The organism is Novosphingobium resinovorum (genome assembly GCF_001742225.1).
Classification (GTDB): Bacteria; Pseudomonadota; Alphaproteobacteria; order Sphingomonadales; family Sphingomonadaceae; genus Novosphingobium; species Novosphingobium resinovorum_A.
This window is the reverse complement of the sequence record NZ_CP017075.1, coordinates 2,545,571-2,564,364: the sequence shown is the minus strand read 5'-3', so window position 1 is coordinate 2,564,364 and position 18,794 is coordinate 2,545,571. Positions and strand designations below refer to the sequence as shown.

The 18,794-nt window shown below is 61.6% G+C and carries 13 protein-coding genes and 1 pseudogene; 9 read left to right on the top strand and 5 right to left on the bottom strand.

Features of this window, described 5'->3' with window-relative positions; genetic code table 11:
- The first annotated feature begins 21 nt into the window (after window positions 1–21).
- Together BES08_RS12015 and BES08_RS12010 are read left to right on the top strand one after the other, a co-directional pair.
- Window positions 22–3,177 carry an autotransporter outer membrane beta-barrel domain-containing protein gene (locus BES08_RS12015; protein WP_069708425.1) on the top strand — a complete coding sequence of 1,052 codons (3,156 nt, stop codon included), beginning with the start codon at window positions 22–24 and terminating at the stop codon, window positions 3,175–3,177.
- 161 nt (window positions 3,178–3,338) lie between these two features.
- The gene (locus BES08_RS12010; protein WP_069708424.1) at window positions 3,339–3,728 is read left to right on the top strand and encodes a thermonuclease family protein; all 390 of its coding nucleotides are present in this window, start codon (window positions 3,339–3,341) and stop codon (window positions 3,726–3,728) included.
- Window positions 3,729–3,813: 85 nt separating this feature from the next.
- Here the strand turns inward: BES08_RS12010 and BES08_RS12005 are convergent, their stop codons facing one another.
- Window positions 3,814–5,076, bottom strand: a complete 1,263-nt coding sequence (locus BES08_RS12005; protein ID WP_069708423.1) for a tyrosine-type recombinase/integrase — start codon at window positions 5,074–5,076, stop codon at window positions 3,814–3,816.
- 431 nt (window positions 5,077–5,507) lie between these two features.
- On the opposite strand from BES08_RS12005, the gene BES08_RS12000 reads away from it, so the two are divergent.
- From BES08_RS12000 to BES08_RS11965, 7 genes and pseudogenes are all read left to right on the top strand, one after another.
- A complete protein-coding gene (locus BES08_RS12000) occupies window positions 5,508–5,690 on the top strand; it encodes a hypothetical protein (protein WP_069708422.1) in 183 nt (60 codons plus the stop codon).
- A 514-nt stretch (window positions 5,691–6,204) separates the two neighbouring features.
- Window positions 6,205–7,083: an ArdC family protein gene (locus BES08_RS11995; protein WP_069709234.1), complete on the top strand. Its 879-nt coding sequence runs from the start codon at window positions 6,205–6,207 to the stop codon at window positions 7,081–7,083.
- 1,525 nt (window positions 7,084–8,608) lie between these two features.
- Window positions 8,609–9,774: pseudogene (locus BES08_RS34695) on the top strand (DUF3363 domain-containing protein).
- Between the two features lie 466 nt (window positions 9,775–10,240).
- A complete protein-coding gene (galE, locus tag BES08_RS11980; protein WP_069708419.1) occupies window positions 10,241–11,257 on the top strand; it encodes a UDP-glucose 4-epimerase GalE in 1,017 nt (338 codons plus the stop codon).
- 92 nt (window positions 11,258–11,349) lie between these two features.
- A complete protein-coding gene (locus tag BES08_RS31825) occupies window positions 11,350–12,471 on the top strand; it encodes an integrase catalytic domain-containing protein (protein ID WP_231957986.1) in 1,122 nt (373 codons plus the stop codon).
- Between the two features lie 178 nt (window positions 12,472–12,649).
- The gene (locus BES08_RS33975; RefSeq protein ID WP_069708418.1) at window positions 12,650–12,934 is read left to right on the top strand and encodes a hypothetical protein; all 285 of its coding nucleotides are present in this window, start codon (window positions 12,650–12,652) and stop codon (window positions 12,932–12,934) included.
- A gap of 404 nt (window positions 12,935–13,338) precedes the next feature.
- A complete protein-coding gene (locus BES08_RS11965; RefSeq protein ID WP_069708417.1) occupies window positions 13,339–14,124 on the top strand; it encodes a LamG domain-containing protein in 786 nt (261 codons plus the stop codon).
- Between the two features lie 60 nt (window positions 14,125–14,184).
- On the opposite strand, the gene BES08_RS11960 is transcribed toward BES08_RS11965, so the two are convergent.
- The 4 genes from BES08_RS11960 to BES08_RS11945 form a co-directional block, all read right to left on the bottom strand.
- Window positions 14,185–14,895 carry a polysaccharide biosynthesis/export family protein gene (locus BES08_RS11960; protein WP_083274661.1) on the bottom strand — a complete coding sequence of 237 codons (711 nt, stop codon included), beginning with the start codon at window positions 14,893–14,895 and terminating at the stop codon, window positions 14,185–14,187.
- A 76-nt stretch (window positions 14,896–14,971) separates the two neighbouring features.
- A complete protein-coding gene (locus BES08_RS11955) occupies window positions 14,972–16,132 on the bottom strand; it encodes a hypothetical protein (protein ID WP_156799855.1) in 1,161 nt (386 codons plus the stop codon).
- Window positions 16,133–16,208: 76 nt separating this feature from the next.
- Entirely contained in the window at window positions 16,209–17,405 is a 1,197-nt protein-coding gene (locus BES08_RS11950; RefSeq protein WP_197524367.1) for an acyltransferase family protein, read from the bottom strand.
- A gap of 232 nt (window positions 17,406–17,637) precedes the next feature.
- Complete coding sequence (locus BES08_RS11945) at window positions 17,638–18,792, bottom strand: hypothetical protein (RefSeq protein WP_156799854.1); 1,155 nt, start codon at window positions 18,790–18,792, stop codon at window positions 17,638–17,640.
- Window positions 18,793–18,794 lie beyond the last annotated feature (2 nt).

Genomic DNA, 18,794 nt, shown 5'->3' with positions numbered 1-18,794 from the left:
CATCCTTTCGGGACACCTGACATGCATTCGCTCAAGAATACCGCCGGCCTCGGCGCGCTGGCGCTCGCTCTCGCCGCCACCCCGTCGCTGGCCGACACCTCGATCACCAAGGACACCACGAGCGCGCTTTCGACCTCGAGCGCGGGTAATGTCACGGTGGGCGAGAATGGCACGATCACGCTGGCCAGCGGCAGCGCCATCACGCTCGATAGCAATTCGACAGTGACCATGGGTGGCACTCTCGCGATGGGCGGCTCCAGCAATGCCTCGGGCATCACCATCAATGCCGGGACGACCTCGAGTCTCGATATCGGCGAGGACGGCACGATCACGGTGCTGGAGGACTACGTTGTCGACGATACCGATTCGGACGGCATCGTCACCGACAACATCGCCTCGGCCGGCAACCGCTACGGCGTTCACGTGACCGGCGATGCGGCGGGTACGATCCTCAATGAGGGCGCGATCACTGTCGAGGGCCAGAACTCCGGCGGGATCGTCCTTGACGGCGACTGGACCGGCTCGATCACCAACACCGGCACGATCAAGGTGATCGGCGACAACGCGGTTGGCATCTCCACCCAGGGCATCGACGGCGACCTGACTGTCGAGGGCTCGGTCTCGGTCGTTGGTTCGGGATCGAGCGCACTCAATGTGGCGGGCGACGTCAGCGGCACGGTCACGATCCAGGGCGCGGTGACCAAGGGCTATTCCTATACCGACGACAATGGAACCACCGAGGTGCTCTCCCGCGCGGCGCTGCGGACCGGCACGGCGGCCGTCTCGATTACCGGGAATGTCGATGGCGGCGTCTACATCGCTGCCCCTCCCGTCGACCGCGACGATGACAACGACGACGAGGACGGCGACGGTGTCGATGACAGTGAAGAGGGCACCGGCGTCATCACCACTTACGGCAATGGTCCGGCGCTGCAGGTGGGTGGCAGCAGCGACATCACCGTCGGGGCGGTCACCGGGAACATGGGCACGTACTCGATCGTCATCGACGGCTCGGTGACCGCCAATTCCTACTACAGCAACACCGATGCCTATGGCCTGGTGATCGGCGGGCAGGGCGGCAACGTGACCCTGACCGACGGCATCGGCGTGTCGGGTACGCTCAACGCGACATCCTACGATCAGTCGGCGACAGCGCTGCTGATCAACGAGGGCAGCACCGTGACCAAGCTCTACAACAGCGGCACGATCTCGGCCTCGCTGACCTCCAGCGGCGAGGGATCGACGACCGCGATCCGGGACCTGTCCGGCACGCTGACGTCGATCGAGAACACCGGCTTCATCACGGCGGGCGGTTCGAGCACCGACACCCGCACCGCGCTTGATCTTTCCGCCAATACCACCGGCGTCACCATCATTCAGTACCTCAATGATGACGACGCCGAGACGAGCGCCGAATATGTCGAGGACAACGACGAGGAAGATCCCACGGTCTACGCCGGGATCAGCGGCAACATCCTGCTGGGATCGGGCAACGACAGCCTTTCGGCGTCGACCGGCCAGATCGTGGGTGACACGTACTTCGGTGCGGGCGACGATACTCTGAGCCTGTCAGGCAAAGCAGTCTACGAGGGCGACGTTTACTTCGGCAGCGGGCTGGCGACGGCGACGCTGTCAGGCCAATCGAGCTACACGGGCACGATGGACTTCGCGGGCGAGACCGGTACGGTCACCATCAACGACACCGCCACCTACTCGGGCCAGTTCGCCAACGCCGACAATGTCGCGGTCACCGTCAACGGCGGCACCCTGATCCCCGACAAGGCCACCACGGTCAACTTCGGCACTCTCACGGTCGGTTCGGGCGGCACGATCGGTGTCTATGTCGATGGGGACGAGAGTTCCACGATCGAGGTCAACAGCGCCACGCTGGCGGACGGCGCCAGTGTTTCGGCCACGGTGAACAGCCTGGCGACCGCCGAGGGCACTTACACCGTACTCACCTCGGACAATCTGACGATCGAGGGCGCCCTCAACTCGTCGGTCGATACGCCCTTCATCTACAATGGCGCGGTTACCAGCGACGAGGACAACGTCTACTTGACCCTTTCGCGCAAGACCACGAAGGAACTGGGCCTCACGAAGTCGCAAGGTTCGGCCTGGGATGCGGTCTACGCGACCGCGCAGAACGACGACGACATGACCGACAGCCTGCTCCAGGTCGAGGATTCGGCGAGCTTGCGCGATCAGATCGGCGGCCTGCTGCCCGACCACGCCGGCGGCGTTTTCAAGGCGGTGACCACTGCTGACCGCCTCGCCGCGCGCCATATCAGTGACGACACCAGCCTGTTCGACATTTCCGACATCGGGGGCTGGTTCGAGCCGATCTACTGGCGCGCCAGCAAGGATGCGACCGGCACCGCCGGATACAAGGCCAATGGCTGGGGCCTGTCGGGCGGCGTCGAACGCCATACCGATCTCGGCAATTTCGGCGTCTCCTATGCCTGGATGCAGGGCACGGTGAAGAACAACGGGGGAACCGGAAAGCTCGACGTCGGCCAGCATGACCTTGACCTGTTCTGGCGGACCCAGAACGGCCCGCTGCTTGCCTGGGCGCGCGTCGGCGCCTCGCGCATCTCGATCGATTCGACCCGCACTTATACCGGCACGATCGATGATACCGACTTCTCGTATTCGGCCGACGGCAGCTGGAAGGGCTGGCTGTTCTCGGGCCTGGCCGGTGCCTCGTACCGCTTCGACATGTCACGCCGCTTCAGCCTCAAGCCCAAGCTCGAGCTGGAGCAGATGTGGCTCAAGGAAGACGGCTATGCCGAAACCGCCGACAGCGACGCGATGGCGCTCACCGTCGCGAGCCGCACCAGCAAGATGCTGACCGCCACTCCGACGGTCACGGCCTCCTACTCGCTGGGCACGATCTCGCCCGACTGGCGTCCGCTGACCTTCCAACTTGAAGCCGGGCGGCGCGAGGTCCTGACCGGAAAGCTCGGCAGCACGACGGCCTACTTCAACGGCGGTGACAGCTACGATGCGGGCGATGCCTTCACGATCGCCGGCGACAGCCTTAAAGGCGCATGGATCGGCGAAGTGAGCATGCTGGCAGGCGGCTATGACTTCACCTGGAAAATCTCGGCACGAAGCGAGCAGACCAGCTCAGGCACGGACTTTTCGGCGCGCGCGGGGCTGAGCGTGGCGTTCTGAAATCTGCCGCCGCATGATGACCGCTCCCGACATGCACGCTTGGCGCGGGGACACTCCACGCGCCAAGCGTTGCCGCCTGGCCACGCGGGCGGACAGCCTTTTGATCCGGACTGGATCTATTTTCATGCGACAGGCATCGTAGCGCCAGTTACATCGCTGCGATGTCCCTCCTACTGGCGATCGCCGCAGCGTCTGCCTCCGCTTCCGGCATTTGCGTCTCGTCGATCCATGATGGCGATACCATCCGTCTCTGCAGCGGGGAGCGGGTGCGGCTGGCGGGAATCGATGCCCCAGAACTTGATGGCTCTGCGCGCTGCGAGAAGGCGCAGCGCAAGAAGCTGGCGGCTTCCAAAAACCCGCCATGGTGCGACTTCCAGCTTGGGAACGAGAGCCGCGATGCCCTGAAGAACCTGATCGGTCAGGGGCATGTGACGATCGAACGCTTCGGCAAGGATGCCTATGGCCGCACGCTCGCCCACATCTATGTCAATGAGCGTGATGCGGGAAAATATCTGATCACATGGGGGCTTGCCCGGCAGTGGGTCAAGTAGCCGGGACCATTCCGTGGGTCGGCCGGCTGAACGTTTGACCTTCACCGGCTACACCGCGCCAGCAAGATGGCGGCCTGCTGGCAGTTCACCGATCGATCGTGAGAGGGCCCGAACACGGGGCGCTAGCGCCGCTGGCGGGCTTCTCGGGTTGGGGCATGATGAATGCGGCCCACGCTTCCATCAGTGTTCGCCGCATGGCGGTGAGGTCGCTTCGCAGATAAGCTCTCTCGGTTTGCGAAAGCACGCTGTGCGAGAGTATCAATTCGGCGACCATTGCGGGTATGGCAGGCATCTCTTCTGCGGCCCAATCCCGAAAACTTGAACGAAGTCCGTGGACCGTCGCATGGCCCCATCCTTGTGCGAGCATTGAGTTGCGAAGGGCTCCGTTATTGAGCAAAGCACCGCTGCGCCCTGGGAATACCACGTGCGATTTGCCTCTCAGCACTGCGGCCCGGCGCAAGATGACGAGCGCTGCTTCACTTAGCGGTATGCTGCTTGCTCGACGCGATTTCATGATGTGCGCAGGCTTAGACCAAATTTTAGTGTCGAGGTCGATCTGGTCCCAGGTTGCCTGACGCACTTCCCCGCTGCGTGAAGCGGTCAGCGCTGCAAAGGCAAGTGCGAGCCGTCCGGAGCTTTCGGTTCCGCCAAGCAGGTCATGCATGAACAAGGGCACCTGTCGGAATGGGACAGCCGGATGGTGCTGACTTTGTGATTGGCGCGCGAGGCCCCGGCGAACGACCTGTTTTTGCGGGACGTCCTGCGTGCGCAAGCCGGTCGCATGGCAATAGGCCAGCACCTGATTGATGCGGGTGAACACCTTCTTTGCGGTAGACGGTTTGTCTGTCCATACCGGAGCCAGAGTGGCCCGGATCATGGCGTGGTCGATAATGTCGACGCTGTGGCTGCCAAGTGTGGGTATAGCATAGCTGAGCATGGTCGATTTGAAATCGGCCGCATGCTTGGCGGTCCACCCCCTCGAGAGCTCCGCGTGCGCCAGATCGACGGCTTGTACGAAAGTGGGAATGCGCCGCACCTCGCGGTCGCGCTCGGCCACCGGATCGAGTCCAGCGAGCGTCAGCCGGCGCAGGATTGCGGCTTTGTCGCGAGCCTCGGCAAGGGTGAGCACTTTCCTGCGCAAGATTTCTACCGCATGGACCGGATCATCCTGGCGGCGGCGACCAAGATCGACTGACCCCAGGCCGATATCGCGCCGCCGTCCCTGATGCTGAATGCGCAGCACCCACGAGCGTGCGCGATTTCCATTGACCATAAGGTAGAGGCCGTCGCCATCGCAGTGACGCCCGTTCTTGGCTGCGCGGACGTGAAAAACGGTCAATTTTCCCATCTCGATGTTCCCTTCGTTGTTCCCTCACAAAGCAGCCCTTGCTGAGGACTGCGGGCTGCAGCCGGAAAAGCCGCCGCCGTGAGGGCCTCGGACACTGCACTTCGCCTGGTGATGAACAGTGCAAGCAGCCGCTTGCCGGAGCGGAATGGTGCAAATCCCTGCGAACTCGCCGCCCCATCACGGTTCTCCCAGTAGAAGCCGGGGTATTGTCGCGCAGTGCGCAGAATTCAGCGAGATCCTGTTTGGTGACAGGAGGGGCCATCCCTCACGCGTTCCTGCGACAGGCAAGCGGCCGGCCATAGTAGCGGTTCCGTAAATCAGGCGTGGCGGCACCGCAAATGGAAGCACAATGGCTTTCGCAATTGTAACTTCAGATAGATATGCATTCGCCCCTACGCTGAAGGCCGATGATATCCGGAGGCGGTTTGCAAATGGACAATGACAGCGATTGCGTGGGAATCGCGCAGGTCAATCGTGCGCTAGACAATGCATTCTTCAGCGGCTGGCCGCAGGATGAATTCGAGCTGCTGGAGTTCTTCGTCCAGCTTAGAAAATTGACCATGGCAGACGCTTTGGCGCAGGAGCCGATCGAACTCCCGTTGACCCGGCAGTAAGTGCCGTCCGTGTGAGCCCGCCTGCTTCGGGGCAGACACTACACCGCGTCATCAGGCAAGAATGCCGATGCAGGTGCTTTCCTTCTCCCATCCGCAGCGCTGAAGCTTAGCAGGGGCGCCCCCGGCCCCAGGGCCGGGCCGGGCTCTGCTTTCGCTGACGCTCCAGTCGAGCCGCCTGGCGGCGTCTCGCCGGCAAGGCCGCAACGATCCCTGGCGCGAAAGTCTCGTCCCGCATCGCGGTTCGCTCGGGATGCCCTGGGCATCCCGGATGCGGGCGCCGCGCGGGCGCGCGGCGGTGCTGGGCCTTGTCGGCTTCAAAGTGGCGGGGGGCGTCGCTGCCCTGTAGCCCCGCCTCGCCGGGCCGCAACCCGTCCGCTTCGCGCCCGGCTCCTCCATTTCATTTCGGCCTTTGCAGGTGCGCCCCGCCTTAAACCGGCGGGGCTGTCGAGCATGCTCCTGCCGCCCCCCGCCACCCTGGCGCCGGTCAATGGCGGTTGAGAAAGGAGCAGAGAAGATGAGCCATCACAGCCTCTATGGTGAGGTCACCGCGCGGATCATCGCCGAGCTGGAAGACGGGCGCCTGCCTTGGGTGAAGCCGTGGGATCCTTCGCGTTGTCCCTGCATGATGCCGAGAAATGCGGCGTCGGGCCGCTACTATTCCGGGATAAATGTGCTCATTTTATGGGCAGCGGGAGCGGGTAACGGGTTCTCCTCGCAGCGCTGGCTTACATACCGGCAGGCCGAGGCGGCTGGTGGCAACGTCCGGCGCGGCGAGAAGGGCACCACTGTGTGCTACGCTGACAGGTTCGTCCCCAGGAATGAGGCAGCACGGGCCCAGAGCGAGGGCGCACAGGCGAAAACGATTGCGTTTCTGAAAAGGTTTGTGGTTTTCAATCTGGACCAGTGCGAAGGTCTTTGCGATGATCTGACGGCGCCGGTTGAACTGCCCGATCCGGTTCTGGCGATCGGGCAGGCGGACCGGCTCATTGCCGACACGGGCGCGGATTTCCGGGTGGGCGGCGTAGACGCTTTCTATGCGCCGGGCTTCGATTATGTGCAGGTGCCTCCTCAGGCAGCCTTTCCCGAGCCCGCCGACTGGTACCGGACGGCACTGCACGAACTGGGCCACTGGGTCGGCGGCAAGGGACGCCTGGAGCGCGATCAGACTGGTCACTTCGGATCTGAGGCTTACGCCCGGGAGGAATTAACGGCCGAACTCACATCAGCGTTCACTTGCGCAGCGCTGGGTATCGAGCCCAGCGTCCGGCATTCCGATTACATTGCGACGTGGCTTCACCTGATTCGCGCTGACGAAAAGGCGATTTTTCGCGCCGCGAGCGCAGCAAGCAAGGCTGCGGACTGGCTGCTCTCATGCGGGCAGCGGCTGGACTAGCTTTCCTGCCCACTTCGGCTCGCAAAGGCGGTCCCGCTGCGCCGCATGCGGCGGGACCGGCCGCGGATTGCGGACGTCTGCCGGCGCTCCCCATTGCGTCATCGAACGCCCCGCGATGGGTGTGCAGCAGGTCTCGCCATGCCCTTATCCAGGGCGTGGCAATGTCCGACGCTGGCATGGCGATCAGCGTCTTTGTTGTGGGCAGGACACGGTGACTATGAGCATGACGATGACGAAGAAGGCCGGGCGGACAGGCAGTGAAGTGGTTCACGACATGCTCGAAGAGGGCGGCTGTTCAGCGCGCTCCCATGAGGTGCGCCTGCAGTTTCCAGGGAACATCAGGACGCTTGCCACCGGCCCTCGCCGTGCCACGTCATCAAGGGCCTTTGGCGCGGCGAATTGCCGACTTTTCGCTGCATCGAGGAACTCGGCGCGGTGCTGAAAGCGCCAGTGCAGCGACTTTGCAGCGACCTGACCCGGCGCCAGAAGAAGCGAAGCCAGGCCTTCCGGCCGGCTCGCCTCGGCAGCGGATCGAACGCTGCGGATTTCGGCCGAAATGGCAAAGCTCCCTGCCAGGAATTACGCGAATTTGGGAGGGTGACTTAATCAATGGCGCGTACCAAATCGATGTTCCCGAGCGGGCCTGCAAGCCCGCTGACCGGGCGCCGAGATGCGCGCGATGATGGCCTGCACGTGCGTGCAGATATCGTGCCAAGGTCTGGTCGCTGCGACCCTCCGCTCGACACGACTTTCAGGCGCGTAGGTGATCATACCCGGGTCAATGGACACTCAAAATGATGCGGCCATGCTGTCGGACAAGTGCCGGGCCCATTGCCAGGTTTCGATAGGCCCATCGGCGAAATCCCGTACAGGCCAGCAAGTGGCAGGCATCGATAATAGCGGTTCCAGCCTCTGCCTAGGCGACAAAGCGAAACCGACGAATGTTTGGGGAGCGCACCGACCACCGCGCTGGTCGCTCTGGACTACGCCGGCGCTTTGCCGGTGGCGGTATGGCTCCTTCGCGATGGGCACTGCTGCGGACCAGTCCTTGTCACCGGATTTTGGCCGCACCACCTCTTCGGGCGATGCACGGCGCGGACGGCGTCGCTGCGCCCAATTTTCACACCCAGATACCGATTATCTGATGCGCCCTGCGCCCGCCGGCATTGAACGGCCCGGCGTGGTCGAATTTACCCCCCGGACGTTTTCGACCCTGCCGGCGGACTGGCGTTTGTTTCAGATCGAGGGTCCTCAACAGGGCGGCGGCGGGCCGCCCCGGGGCGAAGAGGACCTTACCGATGAACATCCCCGATGACGTCGAAAGGGCGCAGCGTGCCCGGCGCGGCTCCCCCTTCCTCAACACCGATCAGGCAGCGGCTTATCTCAAGGTTTAGCCGCGTCTCCTCAAGCGACTGCGCCGGCGCGGTGACGGACCGACATATCGGCGCCACAGCCAGCTGGTGCATTACCACATCGACGATCTGGAGGCTTGGAGCGAGGCCAACGCCGAACGTGAGCTGAAGCGATGAGTGCGCCCGACCTGCGTGCGCACAGCGCCGCGATCGGTGCCGGGCCACAACCGCGGCGCATGTCTGCGCCGCCCCAATGCCGGCCAAGACGCCACACTATCGCAGCGGGAATACTCGCGGCAGGTCTTGCCCTGACGAGCGCGTTTCCTCCCACACCGCGCCTGGTGTGGAATGCGAGTTCGAGTGCCCCGCGCGGGCTCTATGCGGTCTCGCCCGGCGCCAATATTAGCACCGTGCAGAGGCACGGCGTCCGTGACCAGCACCGCCAGCGTCAATTCCTGCTCGTGGACGGTGTCGATGGGCAAATGCACTACCTTGATCTTGGAGTGATGAGATCCGGCCGCGAGATTGCAGAGCAGGCTGTTATCCGGGCGGTGTCGGCAAAGGAGAGCGGGACCGTCGGCATCGATCGCATGATCGGGGTGGTAGCAGCGGCCAATTCGGGCCAGTATTCGCAGCGCCTCCATCTTCGTCACGATCCGCACGCGAGCTTGGCTCAGACCCTTGCTCATCAGCAGCGTCTGGAGGCCTTTCGCCGTGCAGGTCTGATCAGGCAACGAGATGCTGCGCGCACATGGACGATTCCGGGAGATTTTCTGGAGCGGGTCGGCGGCTTGAGGAACGACGATTGCGTGACTGCCCGGTGGCGATCGAGGTCCTGGCGAAGCGACCGCTCGCGCAGCTGGCGACCTTTGACGACGTGACGTGGCTCGATCACGAACTTTCCGATTCCCATGCATCCGGCGCGCGTGACCAGGGCTTCGGGCGCGAGCTGCGCGGTGCTCTCGCCGTCCGGCGGCAATGGCTGGTGGAGGAGGATCTCGCGCACGAAGATGCGCACGGATTCAGGCTGCGCCGCGGTGCGCTCGCACAGCTGCAGCGCCGTGAGCTGTTGCGTCTGGCTGAGGAAGTATCCCGCGACCTTGGCAAGACTTATGTTGAGGCCGCATCCGAGGTGCGCATAGAAGGGCGCATCGCGCGCAGGATCGAAGCGGAGGCGGGCGGTTATGCGGTGATCGAGAACGCGCGTGACTTTACGCTCGTCCCCTGGAGCCGTGATTTCGCGAGGCAGGTCGGCAAAGCGGGGGCGGGGATCGTTCGAGATGACACCATGCCACACTGGACCTTGCAGCGGGGTCGGCAGGGGCCGGAGATCGGCTAGCGTCTTCGTACTCCCGATGCCGAGACTTATTGGCTTGGCCACGAGGCAGCAGGCACTGCTGCGAAAATCGTGAACCCGCACGGCTCATCAGCTGCGTGGTTGCACCGCACCATAGGGCCATCGTACATGGGTCCATCGCACGCGTGACAATCTCTCTTTCTTGCTCATTAGGTTGTGGTGGAAAATCATTGCAACCTTACATGTCTACAATATGCCGAGTGGGCATGTATGCTATCTGCCGACAACCGTAATGCGGTATAGGCAACGCTGAAGGAAAACCCGGGTGGATCGAATGGATCGAATGGATCGAATGGATCGAATGGCATCGTGAGGCCTATCGCGCGCTCATCCGCGATCTGTTCAATTCGATAGAAGTTCGTAACAGGATCGAGACATTGCGCATCTAGTGCGTTAGCTCTGGGTCTTCCGCCACACTCTCAACGACCCCGCTTTATCAAGGACATTCATGACCACCAAGCATCCCGTCCTCGTTACCGGCGGCGCCGGTTATATCGGCAGCCATGCAGTGCTGGCGTTAAAGGACGCAGGGTGGTCCGTGGCGGTTATCGACAATCTGGTCACCGGTTTCCGCTTCGCCATTCCCGAAGGCGTCGCCTTCTATGAAGGCGATATCGAAGACGCAGACCTGCTCGCCCGCATCTTCGCTGACCAGGGCATGGGTGACGGCAAAGGTGCGATCATGCACTTCGCCGGTTCGGTGGTGGTGCCGGAATCGGTCGAGAATCCCCTCAAATACTATCACAACAACACAGCCAAGAGCCGCGCCCTGATCGAAGCGGCAATAACGGCGGGCGTACCGCACTTCATCTTCAGCTCGACAGCAGCGACTTATGGTATCCCCAAGGTGTCGCCCGTGACCGAGGATGCGCCGAAGGAGCCGATCAACCCCTACGGCATGTCCAAGTTGATGACCGAAGCGATGCTGGGTGACGTCAGCCGCGCTCACCCGTTCAACTATTGCGTGCTACGCTATTTCAATGTGGCCGGAGCCGACCCGCAGGGCCGCACCGGTCAGTCGACCGCAGGTGCCACGCATTTGATCAAGGTGGCGGTGGAAGCGGCGCTGGGCAAACGCAGTCATGTCGGCGTATTCGGCACCGATTTCGACACACCCGATGGCACCGGTGTACGCGACTACATCCACGTCTCGGATCTCGCCAGTGCGCACGTTCTGGCGCTCGAGGCGATCATTGCCCAGCCGTTGCAGTCGCTGACCATGAACTGCGGGTATGGTCGCGGCTTCTCGGTGCTTGAAGTGCTGGATGCAGTAGACCGCGTGACCAACCTCACCATCGACCGCCGCTTCGAGGGGCGCCGCGCGGGCGATCCCGATGCGCTCATCTCCAACAACGAGCGCATCAAGTCGAGGCTTCCGTGGACGCCCCAGTACGACGACCTAGGCATGATCGTGGAACATGCGTTGGCGTGGGAACGCAAACTGAGCGAAATCCGCCCGGTGTAAGGGGGCGCATTGCCTTGAGCAGAATGTTACCGGTAGGATCGGCGTCCCGACGGAGATGGAGACTGTTCTATCGTCCGGATTCGGGGAAGTCGATGGTCGGGCGGATCAGCATGGCGACACGATCGGAGTTGGTTGGAGCGATCATCGAACGGTATCGGTCATGCTCCCAGTCGAACAAACGGCAGATCCTGGACGAGTTCGTCGCGGTTACCGGTTATCATCGCAAGCACGCGATCCGAGTGCTGGGTCGCCGGGAGACGAAGCCGCCTCGCAATCGCCGACAAGCGATTCGGTACGGTGCCGATGTCCGGCAGGCGCTGGTGGTGCTGTGGGAGGCATCCGATCGCCTCTGCTCGAAGCGCCTGAAGCCGCTGATCCCGGTGCTGCTACCAGCGCTCGAGCGGCATGGCCGGCTTGACGTCGGCGCCGAGCTACGCGACAAGTTGCTCACGGTCAGCGCGGCGACGATGGACCGGCTACTGTCGGAGGTGCGTGTGGTAGCGCGCGGCGGACAGCGCCGCCGAGCCGGTATGAGTTCCGCGGTGCGGGGTTCGGTCCCGATCCGCACCTTTGGGGACTGGGACGATCCTCTGCCAGGTTTTGTCGAGGTCGACTTCGTTGCCCATTCCGGCACCTCGTCATCCGGCAGCTTCGTGCAAACGATGGTGTTGACCGACATCGCGACGGGCTGGACCGAATGCGTGCCGGTCCGCAGTCGCGACAGCAGCCTTGTGGTTGGGGCGATCCGGCAAGCGCATCAGCTCTTTCCGTTCCCGCTCCTAGGCGTCGACTTCGACAACGACAGCGCGTTCATGAAAGAGCTGGTGGTATGCTGGTGCCGCAGTCAGGGCCTGGAAGTGACGCGGTCGCGGGCATGCCGCAAGAACGATCAGGCATGGGTTGAGCAGAAAAACGGCGCCATCGTGCGGCGCCTGGTGGGCTACGGCAGGTTCGTTGGCGCGGAAGCAACGGCGTCGTTGGCGCGTCTTTACGACGTGGTGCGGTTACACGGCAATCTGTTCCAGCCCTCGTTCAAGCTGCGGGAGAGGACCCGGATCGGCGCGCGTGTCATCAAGCGATATCATCCGCCGGTTCCGCCGGCCGCGCGCGTGCTGGCGCATCCCAATGTCGCCATGGCCGACAAGGAGCGGCTGAGCCGGGTGCTGGATTCAGAGGATCCCGTGATGTTGTTCGCCGCAATCCGGGCGGCCTAGGACGATCTGGGAAAGCGCGTCGATCGCAGAGGGCTGAATGCGAAGCTTGAGGAGCCGGCCGTGATCGACCTGCAGCGCTTCGCCGCAAATCTGGAGACCGCCTGGCAGGCAGGTGAGAAGCGCGCGACACATCGACACCCCTACCGGCGGACCAAGCCCTACCCGAAAAGGGGGGCACATGCTCGATCCGTTCGAGGCTCAAATCCGCGTCTGGCTCGAGGCTGATCCGGCAATCTCGGCCGCTGCGGTGTTGGAGCGGCTCATGAACGCGGATCCATCGCGCTTCACGCTGAAAAGCGCGAGGACGGTGCAAAAGGCAGTGAAGGTATGGCGTGCGGAAATAACCGGACAGATCATCCTTGGCGGGGACTGGATGAAGAGCCTCGCCACATCACCACCCGCCGCGGCGGGTGGTGATGTGGCGCATCTTGCAGTCGCTCAACTCGGTAACAATCTTCGGTGAGGCAACACGGGGGGTCAGTTTCTCAGTTCGCCTGACAACCGCGATTACCCGAGGTCCACACATGAGTCACTTCACCCCCTCAGACGCCACGAGTTTTTCGAGGTGTCCAGCTTGCGGATTCGGGCCAGGCGTCCGCGGGGAAAGACTGGGTTCATGTGTGGTGCCGCAGAATCGCCTCTGGCGGTCTTGCATCGACGGGCCGCCCCTAAGGATCAGGAGTTAGGCAGCCGCTGATGTTTAAACGTCTCAAAACCGCATTCGCAGGGTCTTCCCTTTCGTGGCTGGCCGTTCTAGGCGCGACAGCCTGGGTGGCAGAACCTGTGGAAGCCGCTCCTCCCGCACCTGCGAGGCAGGCCGGCTATGCCCAGCGGACATTCTCCGTCGCCCGGTTCGACAACTCTGCGGTGGATGTCGGCCGGACATACGCCAGCGGGTACGAATTCTACGTTTCGAACCTGTTCTTCAGGCGCGAGATTCCATCCATATCGATCGAAAACGGCATTGCGATCGCAAGCGGCAACAACGGCGCCATGACGTCCGCTGCATGCGCCAATGCAAAATGTACGCAATTCGTCGGCACGGCGTTCGGCGGCGGGGCCTATATCGAGGTCGAAGTCGCGTACGATGCTGATAAGGTGGAGCAGTCCACCGGCTGGCCATCGGTATGGGCGCTGGGGGCGGAGGGCGTGTTCAAAATGCCGGGCTATCAGTGGTCAGGCCAACCAGCAGGTTTCCACCATAGTATCGAGGTCGACATGCTGGAGCATCACCTTGCATCCGGCGATCATGCCTATGGCGCGGCCGTGCACGATTGGTTCGGTCACTACGACAAGTCATGCCCCAAGGCGCACTATTGCCAGGTCGTGAAGGGCGGGCGTGTTCCGCTGCGGCCGGACGAGCGGACGACCGATTTCCACAAGATCGGCATGTTGTGGGTTCCGGCGAGCGACGCCAGAAGTGGCTCGATCCGGTTCTATTATGACGGGCGACAAGTTGGTCCATCGCCGACATGGGAACGTTTCGTTCCCAAGCGGACCACTCCATTAACGCTGGCCAAGTCGCCATTCGCCTTCGGCGTGATCGACCAGTCGCACTTGGTGCTGCTGGTCGGGGCGGGCAAATCCACCCCGATCAAAGTACGCTCGGTCAATGTCTGGCAGAAGAGTTCCGCCAGCAATCTGGTGCATTAGGCACTTTCCGTAAATCCTGACGCTGGCGGAGGACATTGTCCTCTCCGCCAGAGTCGGATATCAACGGCTTGCCAAAACGAATGCGTTGACGAACGGCGCCGCCTTCAACACGCCTTGCCAGAACCCTGCGGCGGAAGAATAGCCGACCGTGACGATATCGCCGTCACGCAGCAGCGGATTGGGAGCTGCCCCGCCACGGATGTCGCGAAGATCGAAGCGCGCCGCCATCTGTTGGCCATTCACGGTGCGAAGCACGATGACCTGATCGATCTTGGCGACGTCGGTCGTGCTGCGCGCCATGGCGATCGCGGACAACAAGGTGAGATCGCGGTTCATCTCGAATATGCCGGGCTGCTCGACTTGGCCTTCGACGGTAACGTACCGCGGTGCCTGTTCCACCACTGAAAGGTTAACCTTCGGGTCCTTGAGGAAGCGATTGCCGAGCTTGTTCTTGATCTCGGCCGTCACGTCGGGAACGGTACGGTCTGCAACCTTGATTTGCCCGATCAGCGGAACCTGTAGGTTCCCGAGCTGGTCGACCCTGATCTTTTCGAAACTCAACTCCGGCTCGCCGAAGACGCGCATCTGGAGCTCATCGGCAGGGGCCAGTAGGTACTGGTCCGGCGGCGGCACGTCGGCGAGTCTGATGGCCTCGTAAGCCGCGCTACCGGCAGGAATCGCTGCTTCCTTGGTGGAAAACGACGCGCAGCCACCCAGTACCAGGACTGCACCGAAAGTTAGAAGTCCAGCGAAGGTTTGCGTTCGATGCACTGCGTAAAATCTCCAACCGGGCACGGATTTTTCCGTAGCCTGTCAATAAAGTGTTTGACCGTTAGGCTTGCGCAGATCAACCCTCGACTTGAATTTCCGCGGCATTGCCAAAGCCCCGCCCCCGGCCCCGCCTCTGTGGCAACCGCAGCGGCGGCGTTACCACCGGCATGGCGGCGACCAGCAGGATGGGAACCCAGACGCTGCGCCGGGAAAGGCCCGGCCCCGTCAGGTAACCTGTCGCAAACACTATCAAAATACCAAAGAATGTCCCCTTGAGGGCAAGCCACCTTTGATGCGTCGCGCGTCTTATGGAAAAGACAATCAGCATCAACTGACTGATAAATCCAAGCAGACCAAAATAGTAAAGTGCCGCAACGAATCCATTATGGATTTCCATCCCCATTGGGGTTGTCTGCATGTCAAAGCTCTTGCCTATAAGAGCCGACGGAGCATCAATTTTCGAGATCGCCAAAACTATCTGTTTGGATCGCGACTGCACAGTACCATAATTGCCGCCGGTCTGCGCCAAAGTAGACAGGCGATTACCGAGCTGGCTATCGCTAATGTACGGAAGCACAACGCTCAGTACCAGCAGCAGGGCCGGCACAACCCCAAAAAGCCAATGCGCGCGTCGTGCCACAAGAGCTTGGATAAGAAGCGCCGTCAACAGTCCGAACCCGGCGGTCAACGATGCGCTGTACGTCAAAGAAATCAGGCATATTGCCGTGGCAGCGACCAGCAGCAGAAAGCGCCTTGCCGTGCCGGGGTTGTCGAACAGCAAGTGTACCGCGCAGAGGATTCCAACAGCCGTGCTCATCCCTGCCTCAATGGGATGCTCCGCCAAGCCAGTCGCGCGCGACCATCCCTGCCACTCCTGGGAAGACAATTGCAGGAAAAGACCGAACTGACCCTGTGCGATCACACACAGGCTGTGCAGCGTGGCAGACAGGACAAGGGCTTCAAAGGCCAGCTTCGGAGCAATGATTCGCCCGGCAAAGATAAAATAGATGTTCAGGGCCGTGAGCGCCAGCGTGATGCCGACGAAGAAACCCTTGAAGAGATTCGACTCCAGGTCCGTTGCCACCAAGGACGACAGCAAGGTCGCCATCATCATCAGCAACGAACTGACGATTGCGACCACAGGCATTCTGTTCCCGCGCGTTCCACCTTGGTGCAGATATTGCAAATATGAATATCCCATCACAGGAAAGAGTACGATCGACAGGCTGTCGAACAACGTAGCCGGGCCGATTCGAAGCGCACTCCAAGCGAAAGTCGCAAGATACAGGAATGCAAGTTTTCGCAAATTCATCTCAGGAACCAATACTTAAAGGCGAGGCGACATCAGCCTCTTGCAAGGCCGAAGACGCGGTCTTGTCGAAGCGGAAAGCTTGCGACGCTCTGAGCGACCAGGCCTCGATAGTGCGGCAAAGTATCAGCGCCGCAATCAAAGCAATCGCGCACCCTGCCAAAACCGACACATACAGCGGCGTCCAGTCAGCCAGCTTTACGACGCAATAGATAATCGGGAAGTGGCATGAATACAAAGAGTAGGATACGTAGCCGAGCCAATCATTCTTTCTGCTCTCAAGAAAATTGAACGCCTTGTGGCCGGATATGGCGAGAACGACAGCCAATATCGCGCCGCCTCGCGTAGTGAAATAGGACACATAAAACGGAGACGGTGTGATAAATCCTGCTGTCAGAAGCAATATTGTCACCAGGATCAATAAAAATGCTGGCGCAGCGCTAACATATTCGAAAGCCGATTCGATTCGCTCTCTGCTTTCCGCGATCCATGCGCCGGCCATGAACAACCAGACCACCGAAACGGTATCGGAAAGATTCGCGATATCCGACCCTGCGTTCGGGAACTTAAGCCTAAATATGATAGCGCAAGCGCTAATGGCAAGAGATCCGGAAAGAGTGAGGAAGCGATTACGGCGATAAGCGAACATGAGCGCCGGGAACAGGATCGAAATCCGCGCTTCATGTATGATGCTCCACAGAGGCGAATTCAACTGAAGGAAATCACTTTTCATAAACAGAAGCGCACGAGCCCAATCGCGTGTGTCGATATCGACATGCCAATTGCGCTGGAACCATGCGCTTGTCTGTGGATCATTGGTGTCTCCGACGATCTGATAGAGGATGTACGCGCTGAGTAGGCCCACGAAATAGACCGGATAAAGTCGAACCATTCGCTTTAAGGCGTATTTGCCTATGCCGATGGTCTTGCCGCCATGGAACGGCAAGCTAAGCACGGCGCCGCTCAGGACGAAGAAGATAGAAACCGCTGCGCCCCCGGACCAGAATATCTTTAAGGGCGTGAAGGCCACAACCCCCACCCATGTCGGGCCATCGAACGCCCCCCAGGAGCGTGCTGCAAATGCGGCCCAGAAAACCGGGAAAACGAGCATCGCATGCTCGCCGACAACTGACATGGCCGCCAGCCCCCGCAGACCATCCAATGAAGCTATGCGCTTACCGCTTCCCGTTGGTATGCCCACAATCTCTCTCTGTCTAAGATAGCGAAAATCGCAAAAACCGGACGCCTGCGGCGTGCGGCGGTGACATTTGGTGGCCCAGTCCCTTCAGCCCGTTTGGACGCCTTTTCCAGCTTCATGCGTCCACACATCAGCGGCAAGCGCCTCGTCCAGTGTTCGGCACCAGGAGGCGCTAGCCTCATCAAAACGGGAATGGCGCGTCGTGTCGGACAGCAGGTAACCTCCGTCCATTTTACTAAGTTGACTTCTGGTGGATGCCGATCGTCAAATCTTGGCCGCTCGACTGCGGCGGGGCCAAGAGCCTCAGGTATTGGTGGTCGCATCCGCTCGGCACGGTGAACGAAATCGGCGCGCCGCGCGAAAGGCCATAGCTGCCGATGACGGCCGTCTTGCCGCCATCGCCCGTTGGGCAAGCTACTTCGGCGATCAGAATGGCGTCAGTCCGCCCTTCCCGGAGCCACACCGTGAGGGTGCCTGGGCGGGCATCGAACAGCTTCGTTCCCAATGTCCGTGCCCGCGCGCTCGGATTTTGAAACGAAAGGCTCCAGCCGGAAGCAGTTCGGGACACGTCGGTGATGCTATCGTATCGCCAGTTGTAAAGGTTCACACTGGCCGGATCGGTGAAGGCGATCTTGTCCCGCTCGGCATGAGAGTTCCCGTCGCGGCAGGTCGCGTCCCACAGAGCGGTCGCTGCGCCAAGGTCAGGGCGGGCAAGTCGTTCCTCGGCGATATTCAGCACCGCGGCACAATCAAGATGGCCGCCGGCGCGGCGATAGCCTGCCAGAACGGTCCGATAAGTCACTTCCGACAGTTCACCATCGGCATAGGCCATGAAGCTTTCGGCCTCGGCCGGAACGGCGGCGAGCTGTGCACCGTATAGGTCCGCAACTCCCGGAGCAGCCATGAGCTGCCTGACGCTGTCGCTCTGATAAGGCAGCCGGCTTTGCTTGGCCGAGGCGATCGCGAACAGCCGCTGCGCGGCAATCGTTGGCTCCTCACCGGCGATCGCCGCCTGCGCCGTCAATGTCTGTACCGGCGTGTCGCGCCAGCCCCTTGAGGCTGCGACCTGCAACACCGAGGGCACCGCCTCGGTGTCGCCGTCCCTTATCAATGCGCGCAGCAGGGCGGAATGGTTTTCGATCGGGATCGGCCCTTTGCGCAGCCTTTTGCGCGCGAATGCTACGGCATCATCCGTTCGTCCCTGCGCGATTGCCATGTCTTCCAATGGTCCCAAGGCAAAGTAGCGAAACGGCTCAGGCACCAGAGCGGCGAAAGCGGGGCTGTTCCGGGCCGCCCGATCGAATTCGACCACGCAGACCGGAATGGCTGCGACCAGGCAAAACGCCATCCATGCGGACCGGTGCCATCGAGGAGCTGTGTTGGCGCTCATGC

Excerpts from the sequence above, each read along its gene's own strand:
- galE (WP_069708419.1), top strand. The coding sequence starts at position 10,241 with ATGACCACCAAGCATCCCGTCCTCGTTACCGGCGGCGCCGGTTATATC.
- BES08_RS31825 (WP_231957986.1), top strand. The coding sequence starts at position 11,350 with ATGGTCGGGCGGATCAGCATGGCGACACGATCGGAGTTGGTTGGAGCG.
- BES08_RS12010 (WP_069708424.1), top strand. The coding sequence starts at position 3,339 with ATGTCCCTCCTACTGGCGATCGCCGCAGCGTCTGCCTCCGCTTCCGGC.
- BES08_RS12000 (WP_069708422.1), top strand. The coding sequence starts at position 5,508 with ATGGACAATGACAGCGATTGCGTGGGAATCGCGCAGGTCAATCGTGCG.
- BES08_RS12015 (WP_069708425.1), top strand. The coding sequence starts at position 22 with ATGCATTCGCTCAAGAATACCGCCGGCCTCGGCGCGCTGGCGCTCGCT.
- BES08_RS11945 (WP_156799854.1), bottom strand. The coding sequence starts at position 18,792 with ATGAGCGCCAACACAGCTCCTCGATGGCACCGGTCCGCATGGATGGCG.
- BES08_RS12005 (WP_069708423.1), bottom strand. The coding sequence starts at position 5,076 with ATGGGAAAATTGACCGTTTTTCACGTCCGCGCAGCCAAGAACGGGCGT.
- BES08_RS11995 (WP_069709234.1), top strand. The coding sequence starts at position 6,205 with ATGAGCCATCACAGCCTCTATGGTGAGGTCACCGCGCGGATCATCGCC.
- BES08_RS33975 (WP_069708418.1), top strand. The coding sequence starts at position 12,650 with ATGCTCGATCCGTTCGAGGCTCAAATCCGCGTCTGGCTCGAGGCTGAT.